Source organism: Pseudomonas sp. C9-3 (assembly GCF_032392015.1).
Classification (GTDB): domain Bacteria; phylum Pseudomonadota; class Gammaproteobacteria; order Pseudomonadales; family Pseudomonadaceae; genus Pseudomonas; species Pseudomonas nitroreducens.
The window spans coordinates 5,963,359-5,978,766 of sequence record NZ_CP135919.1 but is presented as its reverse complement, the minus strand read 5'-3'; the positions used below and the strand labels follow the sequence as shown (position 1 = coordinate 5,978,766).

Annotated in this window: 15 protein-coding genes; 9 read left to right on the top strand and 6 right to left on the bottom strand. The window is 67.3% G+C overall.

The window, feature by feature from the left end; translation table 11 throughout:
• Window positions 1–299: 299 nt before the first annotated feature.
• Complete coding sequence (locus RS899_RS27360) at window positions 300–1,085, bottom strand: IclR family transcriptional regulator (RefSeq protein ID WP_024763684.1); 786 nt, start codon at window positions 1,083–1,085, stop codon at window positions 300–302.
• 198 nt (window positions 1,086–1,283) lie between these two features.
• Between RS899_RS27360 and RS899_RS27355 the strand changes: the two genes are divergently transcribed.
• The 4 genes from RS899_RS27355 to RS899_RS27340 all read left to right on the top strand — a co-directional run bounded on the left by RS899_RS27355 (window position 1,284) and on the right by RS899_RS27340 (window position 7,400).
• Window positions 1,284–2,915, top strand: coding sequence for a long-chain fatty acid--CoA ligase (locus RS899_RS27355; RefSeq protein ID WP_315808517.1), 1,632 nt, complete (start codon window positions 1,284–1,286; stop codon window positions 2,913–2,915).
• Between the two features lie 47 nt (window positions 2,916–2,962).
• Window positions 2,963–4,486, top strand: coding sequence for a 3-hydroxyacyl-CoA dehydrogenase (locus RS899_RS27350; protein ID WP_315808516.1), 1,524 nt, complete (start codon window positions 2,963–2,965; stop codon window positions 4,484–4,486).
• A gap of 137 nt (window positions 4,487–4,623) precedes the next feature.
• The gene (locus RS899_RS27345) at window positions 4,624–5,982 is read left to right on the top strand and encodes a DUF1254 domain-containing protein (protein WP_315808515.1); all 1,359 of its coding nucleotides are present in this window, start codon (window positions 4,624–4,626) and stop codon (window positions 5,980–5,982) included.
• A gap of 2 nt (window positions 5,983–5,984) precedes the next feature.
• A complete protein-coding gene (locus tag RS899_RS27340; protein WP_315808514.1) occupies window positions 5,985–7,400 on the top strand; it encodes a DUF1254 domain-containing protein in 1,416 nt (471 codons plus the stop codon).
• A gap of 124 nt (window positions 7,401–7,524) precedes the next feature.
• Here RS899_RS27340 and RS899_RS27335 read toward each other — a convergent pair whose 3' ends face one another.
• On the bottom strand, window positions 7,525–8,616 hold the full coding sequence (locus RS899_RS27335) for an aminopeptidase (protein ID WP_233296889.1): 1,092 nt from the start codon (window positions 8,614–8,616) through the stop codon (window positions 7,525–7,527).
• Window positions 8,617–8,681: 65 nt separating this feature from the next.
• Between RS899_RS27335 and RS899_RS27330 the strand changes: the two genes are divergently transcribed.
• Together RS899_RS27330 and RS899_RS27325 are read left to right on the top strand one after the other, a co-directional pair.
• Entirely contained in the window at window positions 8,682–9,098 is a 417-nt protein-coding gene (locus tag RS899_RS27330) for a hypothetical protein (RefSeq protein ID WP_024763679.1), read from the top strand.
• Window positions 9,099–9,141: 43 nt separating this feature from the next.
• Complete coding sequence (locus RS899_RS27325; protein ID WP_054907538.1) at window positions 9,142–9,582, top strand: hypothetical protein; 441 nt, start codon at window positions 9,142–9,144, stop codon at window positions 9,580–9,582.
• 163 nt (window positions 9,583–9,745) lie between these two features.
• On the opposite strand, the gene RS899_RS27320 is transcribed toward RS899_RS27325, so the two are convergent.
• From RS899_RS27320 to RS899_RS27305, 4 genes are all read right to left on the bottom strand, one after another.
• On the bottom strand, window positions 9,746–9,982 hold the full coding sequence (locus RS899_RS27320) for a DUF1161 domain-containing protein (protein ID WP_054907539.1): 237 nt from the start codon (window positions 9,980–9,982) through the stop codon (window positions 9,746–9,748).
• A 91-nt stretch (window positions 9,983–10,073) separates the two neighbouring features.
• Window positions 10,074–10,496 (bottom strand): OsmC family protein, encoded by a 423-nt coding sequence (locus RS899_RS27315; protein WP_054907540.1) that lies wholly within the window; start codon window positions 10,494–10,496, stop codon window positions 10,074–10,076.
• A 230-nt stretch (window positions 10,497–10,726) separates the two neighbouring features.
• Window positions 10,727–10,948, bottom strand: a complete 222-nt coding sequence (locus RS899_RS27310) for a DUF1161 domain-containing protein (RefSeq protein WP_024763675.1) — start codon at window positions 10,946–10,948, stop codon at window positions 10,727–10,729.
• Window positions 10,949–11,066: 118 nt separating this feature from the next.
• Window positions 11,067–11,282, bottom strand: a complete 216-nt coding sequence (locus RS899_RS27305) for a dodecin (RefSeq protein WP_017518905.1) — start codon at window positions 11,280–11,282, stop codon at window positions 11,067–11,069.
• 166 nt (window positions 11,283–11,448) lie between these two features.
• Here RS899_RS27305 and RS899_RS27300 point away from each other — a divergent pair, with 166 nt between their 5' ends.
• The 3 genes from RS899_RS27300 to RS899_RS27290 all read left to right on the top strand — a co-directional run bounded on the left by RS899_RS27300 (window position 11,449) and on the right by RS899_RS27290 (window position 15,402).
• Complete coding sequence (locus tag RS899_RS27300; RefSeq protein WP_315808513.1) at window positions 11,449–11,955, top strand: sigma-70 family RNA polymerase sigma factor; 507 nt, start codon at window positions 11,449–11,451, stop codon at window positions 11,953–11,955.
• Complete coding sequence (locus RS899_RS27295) at window positions 11,952–12,902, top strand: FecR family protein (RefSeq protein ID WP_315808512.1); 951 nt, start codon at window positions 11,952–11,954, stop codon at window positions 12,900–12,902. The genes RS899_RS27300 and RS899_RS27295 overlap by 4 nt, the downstream gene beginning before the upstream one ends.
• A gap of 97 nt (window positions 12,903–12,999) precedes the next feature.
• Window positions 13,000–15,402, top strand: coding sequence for a TonB-dependent siderophore receptor (locus RS899_RS27290; protein ID WP_315808511.1), 2,403 nt, complete (start codon window positions 13,000–13,002; stop codon window positions 15,400–15,402).
• The last annotated feature ends 6 nt before the right edge of the window (window positions 15,403–15,408 follow it).

Genomic DNA, 15,408 nt, shown 5'->3' with positions numbered 1-15,408 from the left:
TCCGCGCACTCCAGACAGCCCCTTTCAGGAGGCCTCGTTGAAGCGGAGTTTCAGGGGTTGAGCGACATGGATGTCGCGAGAGCCACGATGGGCCAGGGATGGCCCGTCGTGGCGTGCCCCTGAAACTTCGATTCAACGAGGGAATTTTTCGCCTAAGCGAAAAACCGGATGGAGGGGCAAGACTTTTTGGTTCCTTTTGTGGCGTTTGACAAAAGGAACTCGCCGGGAGGCGAAACCAAATCCATCAGCACACGCCGAAGCGGCGCAGAAACACCCAACGAAAAGCATCGCGGAAAAAATCAGGCCCCGAGGCTCTCGATATCCCGCGCCAGAATCTCCAGCTCATGGGCCAGCGACCCGCGCAGCGTCTCTTCGCTGAGCTGGAACGACGGCGCCCCGCAGGTCAACGCCATCAGCCCGCCGTCGGCCAGGCGCAGCGGTACTCCGGCAGCGCGCACGTTGCGGTCCCAGTCGCCCAGCGACAGGCAGAAGCCATGCTCGTAATACTCCTCGAAGGACGCATCGAGCGAAGCGCGCATCACCGACCAATCCCCTTCGTGACGCTCCTGCAGCGCCGACAGCAGATGCTCGCGCTCCTGCTGCGGCGTGGCGGCGAGGTAGGCGCGGCCGGCGGCGGTGGTGGCCAGCGGCAGGCGCACGCCGGCGTCCATGCGCAGGGACGTCGCTTCCGGCGGGCGGCAGTTTTCCACGTAGATCATCGACAGCCAGTCACGACAGGTCAGGCCCACCGTGGTGTTGGTGCGGCGGGCGAAGGCGTCCATGTACGGCTTGGCCAACTGGCGCACGCGCAGGTTGGAAACGTACGCGTAACCCAGCGCCAGCACACCTGAATCGAGCTGGTACTTCTCGTGCTGCTGCGAGTAGCAGAGGTAGCCCAGCTGGGTCAGGGTGTAGGTCATGCGCGACACCGTTGCCTTGGGCAGGCCGGTGATCCGCGAGATTTCCTGGTTGCCGAGCACCACCGAGCCGTGGGTGAAGGCGCGCAGCACGTCCAGTCCGCGGGCGAGCGCCTCGACGTACTTGCGGTCCTTGGGGTTGCTGCTGTCTTCGACGTCGTCGCTCATGGGGCCTCGGCGGGGTATTCGGGTGGACGAGCGCCGCGCGCGGCGCGGGCGAACGATAGCAGATCGACCCCATTCCCCGCAGCGGTCCGGGCCTGCTCGTTGCGCCAGGCAAGCCTATCGCATACCATCAATTTCGACACGCTGTTTCACTGTGCAGAACAACAATTCGAAGCTCAGAGAAAAAGTACGGAGAAGTCGATGCCTGCCATTGCGACCGGATACGTGGCCAGCGAGATCGCCCGCCACGCCTACCAGAACCTGTACGACCTGCTGCAACGTGCCTACCGCGAGTTCCCCGAACGCCACGCGTTCTCCTGCGGCGACAGCCATCTCACCTTCGCCGAACTGGACCGCCAGGCCGACGCCTTCGCCCGCTACCTGCGCCACCACGCCGGCCTGCAACCCGGCGACCGCCTGGCGCTGATGCTGCCCAACTCCCTGCAGTACCCCATCGCCACCTTCGGCGCGCTGAAGGCCGGCGTGGTGCTGGTGAACACCAACCCGCAATACACCGCCAGCGAGTTGCGCCACCAGTTGGCCGACTCCGGCGCCAGCGCCGTATTGCTGCTCGACCGCCTGCTGCCGCTGCTGCGCGGCGTGCAGACGCACAGCGAGGTGCGGCAGATCCTGCTGACCTCGATCGACGACATGGAGCGCCCCCAGTTCGACAGCGACGAAGCCGACTGCACGCGCTTCCAGCAGGCCCTGCGCCTGGGCGCCGAAGCGCCGCCGGTGCCCATCGAGCCGGGGCTGGATCGCCTCGCGCTGCTGCAATACACCGGCGGCACCACGGGCGTCTCCAAGGGCGCGATGCTCAGCCACCGCAGCCTGGTCGCCAACGTCGTGCAGACCCTGGAGCTGTTCCTGCGCCCCGGCCTGCTGGAGCCGGCCACCGACGTGCGCATCGCGCCGCTGCCGCTGTACCACATCATGGCGTTCTCGACGAACCTGCTGTCCTCGGTGGGCATGGGCCTGCACACGGTGTTCATCCGCGACGGTCGCAACCTCGACGAGATCATCGGCGCCATGCGCCGCTATCCCTTCACCCTGATGAGCGGGATCAACACCCTGTTCGTCGGCCTGATGAACCACCCGGATTTCCCCGCCGTCGACTTCAGCCACCTGAAGTGGGTGACCTCCGGCGGGGCACCGCTGAACCGCGAAGTGGGCCGCCGCTGGGAGGCCGCGACCGGCGCGCCGGTGCGCGAAGGCTTCGGGCTCACCGAGGCGTCGCCCGTGGTCTCCACCGGCACGCTGCACAGCCCGTATCGCGAGGGCTACGTCGGCCAGGCGCTGGTGGATACCGAGCTGCGCACCGTGGACGAGGAGGGCAACGACACCGGCCCCGACCAGCCCGGCGAGCTGTGGCTGCGTGGCCCGCAGGTGATGCAGGGCTACTGGCAGCGCCCGGAGGAAAGCGCCCAGGTGCTGACCGCGGACGGCTGGCTGAAGACCGGCGACATCGCCGAACTGGACGCCAACGGCATGCTGAAGATCGTCGACCGCAAGAAGGACATGATCCTGGTCTCCGGCTTCAACGTGTTCCCCAACGAGGTGGAAGACGCCGTGATGCGCCACCCCGGCGTGCGCGAGTGCGTGGCCATCGGCGTGCCGGACGAGCGCAAGGGCGAGTCGGTGAAGCTGTTCGTCAGCCTCAAGGATGAGTCGCTGGCGCCGGCGCAGATCATCGCCCACTGCCGCGAGCACCTCACCGGCTACAAGGTGCCGAGCTTCGTCGAGGTGCTCGACGAGCTGCCCAAGACCAGCGTCGGCAAGCTGCTGCGCCGTCAGCTGCGCGACCTGGAGCTGGCGAAAAGGACCACCGCGTGAGCGCAGCGTCTATGGTTGAAGCAGGTTCGCACGACGAGACCCGCCGCATGACCGAGTCCTTCCAGCGTATCGGCGTCATCGGCGCCGGCGCCATGGGCCGTGGCATCGCCCAGCTGTTCGCCAGCGCCGGCCTGCCGGTGCGCCTGTACGACAGCAACCCGCAGACCGTGGAGCAGGCGCTGGCCTTCAACCGCGAGCTGCTGGAACGCGCGGTGGCCAAGGGCAAGCTCAGCCCGGAAGCGCTGGCGGCGACGATGCAGCGCCTGTTGCCAACCCACAGCCTCGACGAACTGGCCGACTGCGACCTGTTGATCGAGGCGATCATCGAGGACCTCGGCGCCAAGCAGGCGTTGCTCGCCGAGCTGGAAAAACGCGTAGCGCCGGACGCCGTGCTCGCCAGCAACACCTCGTCGCTGTCGGTCACCCGCATCGCTGCGCGCTGCCGGCATCCGGAGCGGGTCGCGGGCTTCCATTTCTTCAACCCGGTGACGCTGATGCGCATCGTCGAAGTGGTGCGCGGCCAGCGCACCGACGAGTCGGTGGTGCGCCGCCTGAGTCGGCTGGCGGAGCAGGCCGGGCACTTCCCGGCGGTGTCGCCGGACAGCCCCGGCTTCATCGTCAATCACGCCGGCCGCGCCTTCAGCACCGAGGCACTGCGCATCCTCGGCGAAGGCATCGCCAGCCCGGCGCAGATCGACCGCATCCTGCGCGACGGCGTGGGCTTCCGCATGGGGCCCTTCGAACTGCTCGACCTGACTGGCCTGGACGTCTCCCACGCGGTCATGGAATCGCTCTACCAGCAGTTCTACCAGGACCCGCGCTACACCCCGTCGCCGCTGGCCGCGCAACGTGTTGCCGGCGGCCTGCTCGGGCGCAAGAGCGGCGAAGGCTTCTATCGCTACCGCGACGGCCAGCCCGTGCGCGAAGCCGAAGAACAGCACGACACCGTACTGCTCAATCGCCCGTACTGGCTCGACAGCCAGGACCCCGAACTGCGCCACCGCGTCGCCGCGATCCTGACCCTCGGCGGCGTGGTGCTGGAGACCGGCGAGGGGCCGTCGTCCCGCGCCATCTGCCTGGTAACGCCGCTGGGCGTGGATGCCAGCACCCGCATCGACGCCCTCGGCCTGCCGCCTGATCGCAGCCTGGCGCTGGAAACCTTCACCGAACTGGACCGCCGCCGCGTACTGATGCGCCAGCCGGCTCTCGACCCGGCGCTGGAGGCCCAGGCCCGCCAGGCTCTGGGCAGCGACGGGGTGCCGGTGGAGGTGATCAACGACTCGCCCGGCTTCATCTGCCAGCGGGTGATCGCCGGCATCGTCAACCTCGGCTGCGAGATCGCCCAGCGCGGCATCGCCACGCCGGTGACGCTGGACCGCGCGGTGCAATTGGCGCTGGGTTATCCGTTCGGCCCACTGGCCTTCGGCGAACACTATGGCGCGGCACGTATCCTCACCATCCTCCAGGGCCTGCAGGCCTGCTTCGGCGAGGCGCGCTACCGGCCCAGCCCCTGGCTGCGCCGCCGCGTGCAACTAGACTTGCCGCTGCACAGCCCGGATCGGGCGGAGTAGTTCCACCGGCAGCGATGATCGTTTTCTGTCCGCTGGCGCTTACGGCCGGCGGCTCGGCGTGGCGCACTCTGCGGCGATGCCTGGCGCCGGCGCGCGCGGCGGGGCCGGGCGAGAACAATAACAACGAGGAACATGTCATGCGCCAATGGCTGCCCGCACTCGCCCTTCTGCCCCTGCTCGCCGGCCACGCCTGGGCCGCCGGGCCAACGCCACAGGAGGCCCGCGAACTGGCCTCGCAGGCCTATCTGTTCGCCTTCGCCACCGCCGAGCACGGCAAGACCCTGCAGGCCATCGCCGCCAAGCTGCCGGTCAATTACCTGTACAACAAGACCGCGCTGCTCGGCCCGGAAGACCGCACCGTGGTCTCGCCGAACAACGACACGCTCTACTCCTACGCACTGCTCGACCTGCGCGAGCACCCGGTGGTCCTCGACGTGCCGGCCGTGCCGCAGCGCTACTACAGCTTCCAGCTGATCGACATGCGCACCAACAACCTCGACTACATCGGCACCCGCGCCACCGGGCGCGCGGCGGGCAGTTTCCTGATCGCCGGCCCCGACTGGGATGGCCAGACGCCCGAGGGCTTCAAGGGCCAGGTGATCCGTTCACCCAGCCGCATCGTCTTCCTGCTCGGCCGCACCGCGGTCGATGGCGAAGCCGACCTCGACGCCGCCAAGGCCGTGATGGACGGCTACAAGCTGCGCAGCACCAAGCCGACGCTGCTGCCGCACAAGATGGACGTGCCGGAGTACCTGCCGACCAAGGAAGGCCCGGCGGAAAACGCCTTCATCGACTTCAACGGACTGTCAGCCTGGCACGCCTGGACGCCGGAGGAACAGGCGCGGCTGAAGCAGTTCGCGCCGATCGGCGTGGGCACCGGCAAACCCTTCGACGCGAAGGAGCTGCCGGCGGACATCGCCCAGGCGGTGGAGCAGGGCGCCGAGGACGGTCGCGAGAAGATCCGTGCCGCCACCGAGCGCTTCGCCGCGCCGGTGAACGGCTGGCAGAATTCGCCGACCAATATCGGCCACTACGGCAACGACGACCTGACCCGCGCGGCGGTCGCCTGGAAGTACATCTACGCGAACGATCCGGCCGAGGCGATGTACCCGCTCACCCGCGTCGACGCTGCCGGGCAGGCCCTGGACGGCAACCGCGCCTACACCCTGCACTTCGCCCCCGGCCAGCTGCCGCCGGTGGATGCCTTCTGGTCCGTCACGCTCTACGACGGCAAGACCCAGATGCTCGCGGCGAACCCGCTCAACCGCTATGCGATCAACAGCGCCAGCGACCTGAAGAAGGACGCCGACGGCGGCCTGACCCTGACCATCCAGCATGCCCAGCCGGCCGGCACCGACAACTGGCTGCCGGCGCCGCCGGGGCCGTTCAACCTGATCCTGCGCATGTACCTGCCGCAGGCAACGGCGCTCAAGGGCGAATACCAGCCGCCGGCCGTCCAGCCCATCGCCACCAGCGCGATCACCAGCAAGGAGTAGCCATGAATCCGATCCTGACCCGCCGCCGTCTCATCGGCGCCAGCGGTGCGCTCGGCTTCGGCCTGGCGCTCCCCGACTGGCCGCTCGCAGCTTCTTCCCAGACGAGTGATCCGGTCATGCCCGAGGCATCAATCGACCAGGAAACCGTCCGCCAGGCGTGGCTCTATGCCTACCCGATGCTGATGCACTACCAGACGATGCAGAAACAGGCGCTCGATGCGAAATCGCCGGAGTACGTCGGCGGCTTCGGTGTGTTCCGCCACTACAGCGAACTGTTCACGCCGAACAACCGCGACATCGTCTCGCCGAACAACGACACGCCCTACTCCTGGGCCTGGCTCGACCTGCGCGCCGAGCCCTGGGTGCTGAGCGTGCCGGCGGTGGCCGAGGACCGCTACTACGTGCACCAACTGGTGGACCAGTACACCTTCAACTTCGGCTATGTGGGCGTGCTCAGCACCGGCCGCGAAGCCGGTGACTACCTGATCGCCGGGCCGGACTGGAAAGGCAAGACGCCGGCCGGCATCCGCCAGGTGCTGCGCAGCGAAACGCAGATCGCCATGGTCCTGGGCCGCACCGGCCTGCGCGATGCCAACGACTTGCCGGCCGTGCGCGCATTGCAGCAGCAGTACCGCCTGCGGCCGCTGCACGAGTTTGCCGGCAGCACAGCGCCGGCGGCCCCTCCGGCGGTGAACTGGCTGCCGTGGGAATTTCCCCGCGACCTGGGGCCGGGCTTCATCCCGCACCTGAACCAGATCCTCGCCTTCTGCCCGGTGGACCCGAGCGAAGTCGAGCTGCGCAAGCGCTTCGCCCAGGTCGGCATTGGCGCCGGGCTGGCCTTCGACCCTGCCGCCCTCTCGCCTGCGCAGCGCACGGCGCTGGGCGCTGGCATCCAGCAAGGCGTGGCGGAACTGAAGGCGAAGGTGGCGACGCTGCGTTCCTCCGCCGGCCTGTTCGGCACCCGCTCGGCGATGCACAACGATTACCTCAGCCGCGCCGCGGCGGCGGCCAGCGGCATCTACGGCAACAGCGTGGAAGAGGCGATCTACTTCGGCACGCGCAGCGACAGCAGCCAGCAACCGCTGGTGGGCGGCCAGCGCTACCGCCTGCACTTCCCGGCCGACGCGCTGCCGCCGGCGAAGGAGTTCTGGTCGATCACCCTCTACGACCTGCCGGACCGGCAACTGGTGGCCAACCCGATCCAGCGCTACTGCCTGAGCAGCCGCGATCACCTCGCGCGCGACGCGGACGGCGGAGTGACGCTGTATCTCCAGGCGGATTCGCCCGGCCAGGCGCTGCAGGCGAACTGGTTGCCGTCGACCCAGCAGGGTCCGTTCAACGTCATCCTGCGCATCTACGGGCCGGAGCCGGCCGTTGTGGGCGGGGAGTGGAAGATGCCGGGGGTGGAGCGGGTCTGACGCAAGCCGCCACCGTCATGCATTGGTTCGCGAGCAAGGACTGGGCGTCCCCCTCGCTCCTACAGGTTGAATCGATGCTCTGTTTAGGAGCGAGCTTGCTCGCGAACCCGCGCCACACCAGAGCTCAACGAAAGGTGACGCGCTCCCCGGCAGCGAGGCGTTCGAGCGCCGCCTTGCGTTGATCCGCCGGCAGCGCCCCGAGCTTCTCCACCCGCGCATAGAACGCCGGCCAGTTGCCGCCCACCTGCCTGAACAACGCGGCAAACGCCGGCACCCACTGGTCATACAGCCCAAAGGGCAGCAGCTTGGCATTGTTCATCGGGCCGTTGACCCAGGCATCGAACGGCGCCTTGCCGCCCCAGTCGCGATCGCGCATCTGTGCATAGTCGTGGCGCAGGCGCTCGAACTCGGCGGCCTTGCCGGCGCGCTTTTCCGCGTCGCTGCGCGGGCTGGCGTACAGCGCCTGCAAGCGCTCGCGGGTATCGAGCACCAGCTGCGTGAAGCGCTTGCGCTGCTCGTCCAGCAGGGGCGATTCATCCGGCAGGTTGCGCGCGGCGCGCCAGCGACGGCCGCCTTCTTCCTCGACGAAGGAGGCGTAGGACTCGTTGAAGGCGGTGTCACCGGGCAGATAGAACTTCTGGTGCGCCAACTCGTGGAAGATGGTTTCCGCCAAGCGCTGGTCGCCCCAGCGCATCATGCTGCTGAGGATCGGGTCGTTGAACCAGCCCAGGGTCGAATAGGCCTCGACGCCGCCGACATAGACGTCCAGCCCCTCGCCCTTCAGGCGCTTTGCCTCGGCCTGTGCGCCTTCGGCGCCGTAGTAGCCGCGATAGGCCACGCAACCGGCGATGGGGAAGCAGTGGGTCAGCGGCTGCAGCGACAGCTCGGGCGTGGCGAAGACGTTCCACACCACATTGGGCCGATGGATATCGGCGTAGAGGCGATAGCTCTGGTTGTCCGGCAAACCCAGCTCGGCGCTGGCGAAGGCGCGCGCCTCCTGGGACAGCTCCAGGCGCTGGCGCAGCGCGGGGTCACGGCTCGGGTCGGCGACCACCTCGGCCACCGGCTCACGGGCGGCGAGCAGGCGCAACTGGCCATCCGCCAACTGGCCGTAGTAGCTCACCGTGGAACAACCGCTCAGCGCCCAGATCGCCAGGCAGGGAACCCAGCGGCACAGCCGGCGGTCGAGTGTCGGGATAAGAAGGCGGAAGGGCATGCGCGGAACATAGCACAGCGCCTGGTCCGCTCGCTGCCGCCCCTTTCTGACCAGGAGCCACCCCGATGCGCACCCTCCTCATTCCTGCCGGACTGCTCGCCCTGAGCGGCTGTTCGATGCTGATGCCCCAGCCGGACCCGAACCGCGCCTGGGTCGACCTGGACACCAACAGCCAGAGCGACCTGGCCGCCATGGAGGTGGACAGCAAGGAGTGGTCCAGCACGCGTTACTTCGAGGTCGACCCCGGCTCCCACGAGTTGCGCGTGCGCTTCCAATTCCAGGTCGAACCGGTGGACATCGGCCCGGTCGCCGAATCGCTGTGGCGCGATTGCGAGATGACGGTGCAATACAAGGACTTCAGCGCCGGCCAGCGCTACCGCCTGGAGACCGGCAGCATCGGCTTCCGCCCCTGGGCCAAGCTCTACGACGCCCAGGGCGGCGAGATCGCCCGTGGTCGCGAACGGGGCTGCGCGAAAGCCTGAGCGGGGTATGCTGTGGACTGACTACAGTCCACGGTAACTCTTCATGCGCCCGCGCTTCCTGCCTGCCTTCGTCCCGCTGAGCCTCGCCCTGCTCGCCGGCTGCGCCAGCCCGCTGCCCGCCCACGACCCGCAGCTGGCCTGGATCGATCTCTACACCGCGGCCGGCAGGACCCTGATGGCCGAGCGCCTGGACGGCAAGTCGGTGAACGACGGGCGCTACTACCAGGTGACGCCGGGCCGCCACGAACTGCTGGTGCGCTTCCAGTACGAAATCCCCAGCGGTGGCGGCATGGGCGCGATGAGCGACCCTTCGGAGCTGACCTGCCGGGTCAAGGTGACCTACGACGATTTCGCCGCCGGCCAACGCTACCGGCTGGAGCTGCGCCCGCAATTGCGCAGCGCCCTGGCATTGCTGACCGATGCCAATGGGCAATTGGTGGCGAAGACGGATTTCCAGGGGCCGGTGAGTTGCGGGCCGTTCTAGCGGAACAGCAGGCTTCGTGGGCGCAACGGTCTTTTTCGGGAAGCCCGTAGCGATGCGTCCCCCTCACCCCTCACCCCGCACCCCGCACCTGAGAGAGCAGGGGCCGCCCCAAGCGCAGAGGCATCTCATGGCGGCGGACGTCGTCCCGGCGTGGAGGGGAAACTCAGCCGTCGTTCTTCTGATAGATGATCCGTCGTTTACCGTTGTCGCAGGTGCCAACCACCATGTTCGGGTCCTTCACCTCGGCCTTGTCCACGATCTCCAGGGTGTAGGACGTCACCCCGGCGGCCTGGATCTTGGTCTCGATCTCGGCCTTGAGTTCCTCGCAGGGCTTCACTGCCGCCCAACTCGTGCCGCTCGCCAGCAGCAGCGCCGCACCGGTCGCCACGGCCCACTTCATCGTCGTCATCACATTCCCTCGTCAAAGCCCCACGGCGGGGCACCCTATCCTAACGGTGGACCACCACCGCCGGACAGAGTGCCCGGCAGGCTCATTCGAGGCTGGCGTCGAGGGTGATGCGCGCGTTGAGCACCCGCGAGACCGGGCAACCGGCCTTGGCCTTGTCGGCGATGGCCTGGAAGGTCTGCGCATCGGTACCCGGCACTTTCGCCTTCAGGGTCAGGTGCACGGCGGTGATGGTGAAGCCATCGGTAAGTTTCTCCAGGCTGACTTCGGCCCGGGTGTCGATGCTTTCGGCGGTCAGGCCTTCCTCGCCCAGCATCATCGACAGCGCCATGGAGAAGCAGCCGGCGTGAGCCGCGCCGATCAGCTCCTCGGGGTTGGTGCCCGGCTTGTCCTCGAAGCGCGTGTTGAAGCCGTACGGCTGTTCCTTCAGCGCGCCGCTCTGCGTGGAAATCGTGCCCTTGCCGTCCTTCAGGCCGCCCTGCCAGTGAGCCGATGCCGATTTTTTCATGTCGCGTCCTCCGCTTGGGTTGCAGTCAGAACTTTCGAGGCTGAGCAGGTGGGAGGGTTCAGCTTTTCGCGCACAGCGCCATCGGTGTAGGAGCGAGCTTGCTCGCGAACGGCATTGCACCGTGCCATTCGGGTTCGCGAGCAAGCTCGCTCCTACAAGTCAGAGCCATTAAAAAGGCCGGGCCCCTCGCGGGTGCCCGGCCTTGCTCAGCGTCGAAGGGCCTGGAGGGCTCACTTCGAATAGACGATTTCCTTGGTGCCGCCTTCACAGGAGCCGACGACTTGCTTGCCGCCCGCGCTGCCCTTGTCGACGACCTCCAGGTTGAACGAGGCGACGCCTTTGGCCTTGATCTTCGCCTCGATCTCCGATTTCAGCTCTTCGCACGGCTTGCCGGCAGCCATCGCATGGCCCGCCAGGGCGAAGATCCCCACAGCCAACAGGAACTTCTTCATCGGTAACGCTCCCTCGTCGTTCACAGGAAAAGGCCCGAACGGGCCGGAAAACCGGGATACCCCGGTGCGCACATCCACGCGCCGCACCAGCATGGCCCAGGCGCGTGACAAAAAAGACCTAGCTGTTGGCAATCCTGAAACCGACCTTGATCGTCACCTGGTAGTGACCGACCGCGCCATTCTCGATATGCCCACGAGTATCCACCACCTCGAACCACTCCAGGAAGTCGATGCTCTTGGCCGCTTCTGCCAGGGCATTGTTGATCGCGTCCTCGATGCTGGTGCGCGAGGAGCCGACCAGCTCGATCTTCTTGTAGGTGTGGTGATTCGACATCGCGTGCTCCCTGGCGCGCTCCGCGGCGCGCGGTGAGTGAGTGTCCCTGTTGGACCCTAGTCGATGGCTACAAGTGCAGCAAATTGCCGGTAGCGGCGAATTGCCGTCTCTTTGTGGAAATGTATAATGCGAAGCATTCTTATTTAATTTTCCAGGGATGGTCCGCGTGGCCGGCTCACTCTCCAGCAAGCTGGGGTTCTTCTTCAGCGACCACCACCGCTGGCTGCTGCAGCACGTGCAGCGCTACCTGGATAACCGCGCCGACAGTGAAGACACGGCAGCCGAGACCTTCTGCCAGATCCTCAGCGCCAGGGTCGATCCGCAGACCATCGAGCAACCTCGGGCCTACCTCTCCACCATCGCCCGCCGGCTGATCTACGACCGCCACCGGCGCCGCCGGCTGGAGCGCGCCTACCTGGATTACCTCGCCCTGCAGCCCGAAGCGCTGGAGCCTTCGCCGGAAGACCGCGCGCTGCTGCTCGAAGCATTGCTGCTGGTGGACCGCACCCTGGACGGCCTGCCTCAGGTGGTCCGCCGCGCCTTCCTGATCAGCCAGCTCGACGGTCTGGGCTATGCCGAGATTGGCCGCCGCCTGGGCGTCAGCGAACGCACCGTGGGCCGTTACATGAAACAGGCGCTGCGGCAGATCTACCTCAACGAGCTGGTGCCATGAGCGAAGTACAGCTGGATACGGCCGGCGAGCAGGCCATCGACTGGATGGTGCGGCTGCGCTCAGGCCACGCCGATCTGCGGATGCAGCGCCAGCTGCAGGCCTGGCTGAACAGCGACCCGGCCCACGCCGACGCCTGGGCACGCCTGCAACGCGGCCTGGGTGCGCCCTATGACGATCTCCGACGCATGCCCGGCGCCGCCGACCTGCTGCTGCACCAGCACCGTTCGCGTCGCCAGTTGTTGCGCGGGCTGGCCGGGCTCGGCCTGCTCGGCGGCGGGCTCTGGCTGACCGCCAGCAGCACGCCGGTGCGCAGCCTGATCGCCGACCTGCGAACCGGCACCGGTGAACGGCGCAGCTTCACCCTCGAAGACGGCAGCCGCCTCAGCCTGAACGCCGGCAGTTCGGTTGACCTGGCCTTCGACTCGAACCAGCGCCTGATCCTGCTGCGCCACGGCGAACTGGTGATCCAGGTGGCACCCGACGGGCAGCGCCCGCTGATCGTCCGGACGGCCCAGGGCGAAGCCCGGGCGCTGGGCACGCGCTTCCTGGTCAGCCAGGAGGCTCACGCCACCCGTCTGGTGGTGCTGGAGCACCGCGTCCGCGCCAGCCTCGCCGGGCAGGCCCAGTGGCGTGAACTGGGCGAAGGCGAGGCGGCGCTGCTGGCCGCCGACGGCATCCATCCGCTCAGCCAGCAGGCCTACCGCGCGGACTGGCTGAACGGCCGGCTCAGCGTCAGCGACGAGCCGCTGGAAACCGTGATCGACTCCCTGCGGCCTTACCTGCCGGGGTTTGTCCGCGTCGACCCGCGCGCACGGCGATTGCGTGTACAGGGTGTATTCCCGCTGGACGAACCCACCCGCGCGCTCGCCGCACTGGGCGAAACCCTGCCGCTGGAAATCCGCCGCTTCGGCCCCTGGCTGACCCTGATCAGCCTGCGAGAGCCTTGATGGCGCTGCCCTGGAAAAATATTTCGGCAGCGCCTGTCCGGATTTTCCGTCTCGGCGCACCTAGCTCCTGAATACGAATAATTCTCAGGAGTTTGCTGTGTCCTCACCCTGGCCCCGCGCCCTTGCCACCGCCTTCGTGCTGGTGGCCAACGCTCCCTGCCTGCTCGCCGCCGAGCCCGCCCGGCTGCACTTCGAGCTGCCCGCCGCGAGTCTCGCCACCACGCTGAACGCCATCGCCCGGCAAAGCGGCGAGGTGATCTCGCTGGACCCTGCGCTCGTGCGCGACCAGCATGCACCCGCCGTCCAGGGCGAACTGAGCGTGGAACAGGCGCTGGAAAAGGCCCTGTCCGCTAGCAACCTGCGCCTGAAGGTCACCGCCAGCGGCGCTTTCAGCGTGGAAGCAGCCCCGACCGACGGCGCCCTGGAACTGGACAGCACCACGGTGACCGGCCAGGGCCTGGACGCCACTACCGAAGGCAGCGGCTCCTACGCCGCGCGTGCCACCACCATCGGCAAGGGTGAGCACAAGCTCAAGGACATTCCCCAGTCGGTCAGCGTGATCACCCGCAAGCAACTCGACGACCAGGACATCACCGACCTGCGCGACGCGGTCAACCACAGCACAGGGCTGGTCGGCGCCACCGGTATCGGCCCGGGCATGGTGATTTCCTCGCGCGGTTTCCAGATCGACGACTGGCAGTACGACGGCGTGCCGGTCCCGCGCAACACCTATGTGCTGGGCAACTGGGCGAACCAGGACCTGGTGTTCTTCGACCGCGTGGAAATCCTCCGCGGCGCCTCCGGCCTGCTGCAGGGTGCGGGCAGCCCCGGCGGCGCCATCAACCTGGTGCGCAAGCGCGGGCAGAACACGCCCACCGCCACCTTCACCGGCAAGGCCGGTTCGTGGGATCACTACGGCCTGCAGGCCGACGTCGGCGGCCCGTTGAACGACAGCGGCACGCTTCGCGGGCGCATGGTGGCCGACCAGGACGACACGCACTCCTTCACCGACTACGTGTGGAGCAAGACCACCTCGCTGTATGGCGCGCTGGACTTCGACCTGAGCCCGGACACCACGGTCGGCATCGGCTTCAGCGATTCCGACCTCGACTCGCGTCCAATGATGCGCGGCCTGCCGCGCTACCCGGACGGCAGCGACATAGGCTTTTCGCGCTCCACTTACAGCGGCGCGACCTGGAACAGCAACGACGTCGAGCAGACCACCGTCTACGCCGATCTGACCCACCGCTTCGATGACAATTGGAAATTCAAAGCCGCCGCCGTGCGCATGCGCGAGCACAACGACTCGATCCACCAGCGCATGCACGGAGATGTGCAGCCCGATGGCAGCGGCCTCGACTTCGCCGACTGGATCACCAACTTCGAGTCCACCAGGATCGGCCTGGACATGTACCTCGACGGCAAATTCGAGGCGTTCTCGCTGGAGCAGGAACTGATCGTGGGCGGCAACTACACCAAGTACACCACGGACGACTTCTACGCACGGCGCTTCGTCCCCGGCGGCAACATCTTCGATATCGATCACCACCGCCCCAAGCCGAGCCTGGACGACATCCTCTCCTCGCCGGGCGGACGCTCCACCAACGCCGACTACGACATCCGCCAGAAGGGCCTGTACAGCAGCTGGCGGGTGAAGCTCGCCGAACCGCTAACCGCCGTCGTCGGTGGCCGCGTGAGCTGGTACGACTACGCCTACAACCTGCCGGACGACGACTACACCGACAGCATGACCGAGACCGGCGAAGTCACGCCGTACTTCGGCCTGGTCTACGCGCTGACACCGGAGTGGTCGGCCTACGCCAGCTACACCGACGTGTTCGAACCGCAGAGCGCGCGCGACGCGCAGCAGAAGATGCTCGAGCCGGTGATCGGCAGCAACTACGAGGTAGGCCTGAAGGGCGAGCTGCTGGATAGCCGGGTGAACACCTCGCTGGCGCTGTTCCGCTACGACCAGAAGAACCGCGCCGTGCTCGACGAATCCTCCGGCTACGCCTGCGACGGCTGGTACTGCTCCACCGCCTCCGGCAAGGTGCGCAGCCAGGGCATCGAGGCCGAGGTGAGCGGCGAGGTGCTGCGCGACCTGCAACTCTTCGCCGGCTACACCTACAACACCACCAAGTTCCTCGACGACCCGGAGAACAAGGGCCGCGTATTCAGCCAGTGGACGCCCAAGCACATGCTGCGGATGTGGGCCGACTACCAGTTGCCGGGCGACTGGAACCGCGTGAGCACCGGCCTCGGTTTCGTCACCCAGAGCCACACCGTGAGCTTCGACCGTGAGTTCGACATCCCCGGTTTCACCGTCTGGAGCGCGCGCCTGGGCTACCGCCTGAGCCGCGAAATCGACCTCGCGGTGAACGCGAACAACCTGTTCGACAAGCGCTATTACCTGCCCGGCTACGCCGCGGCCGATGGCGCCAACAACTTCGGCGACCCGCGCAACCTGATGTTCAGCGTGAAGTACACGCCGGAGCTCTGAGGCGCG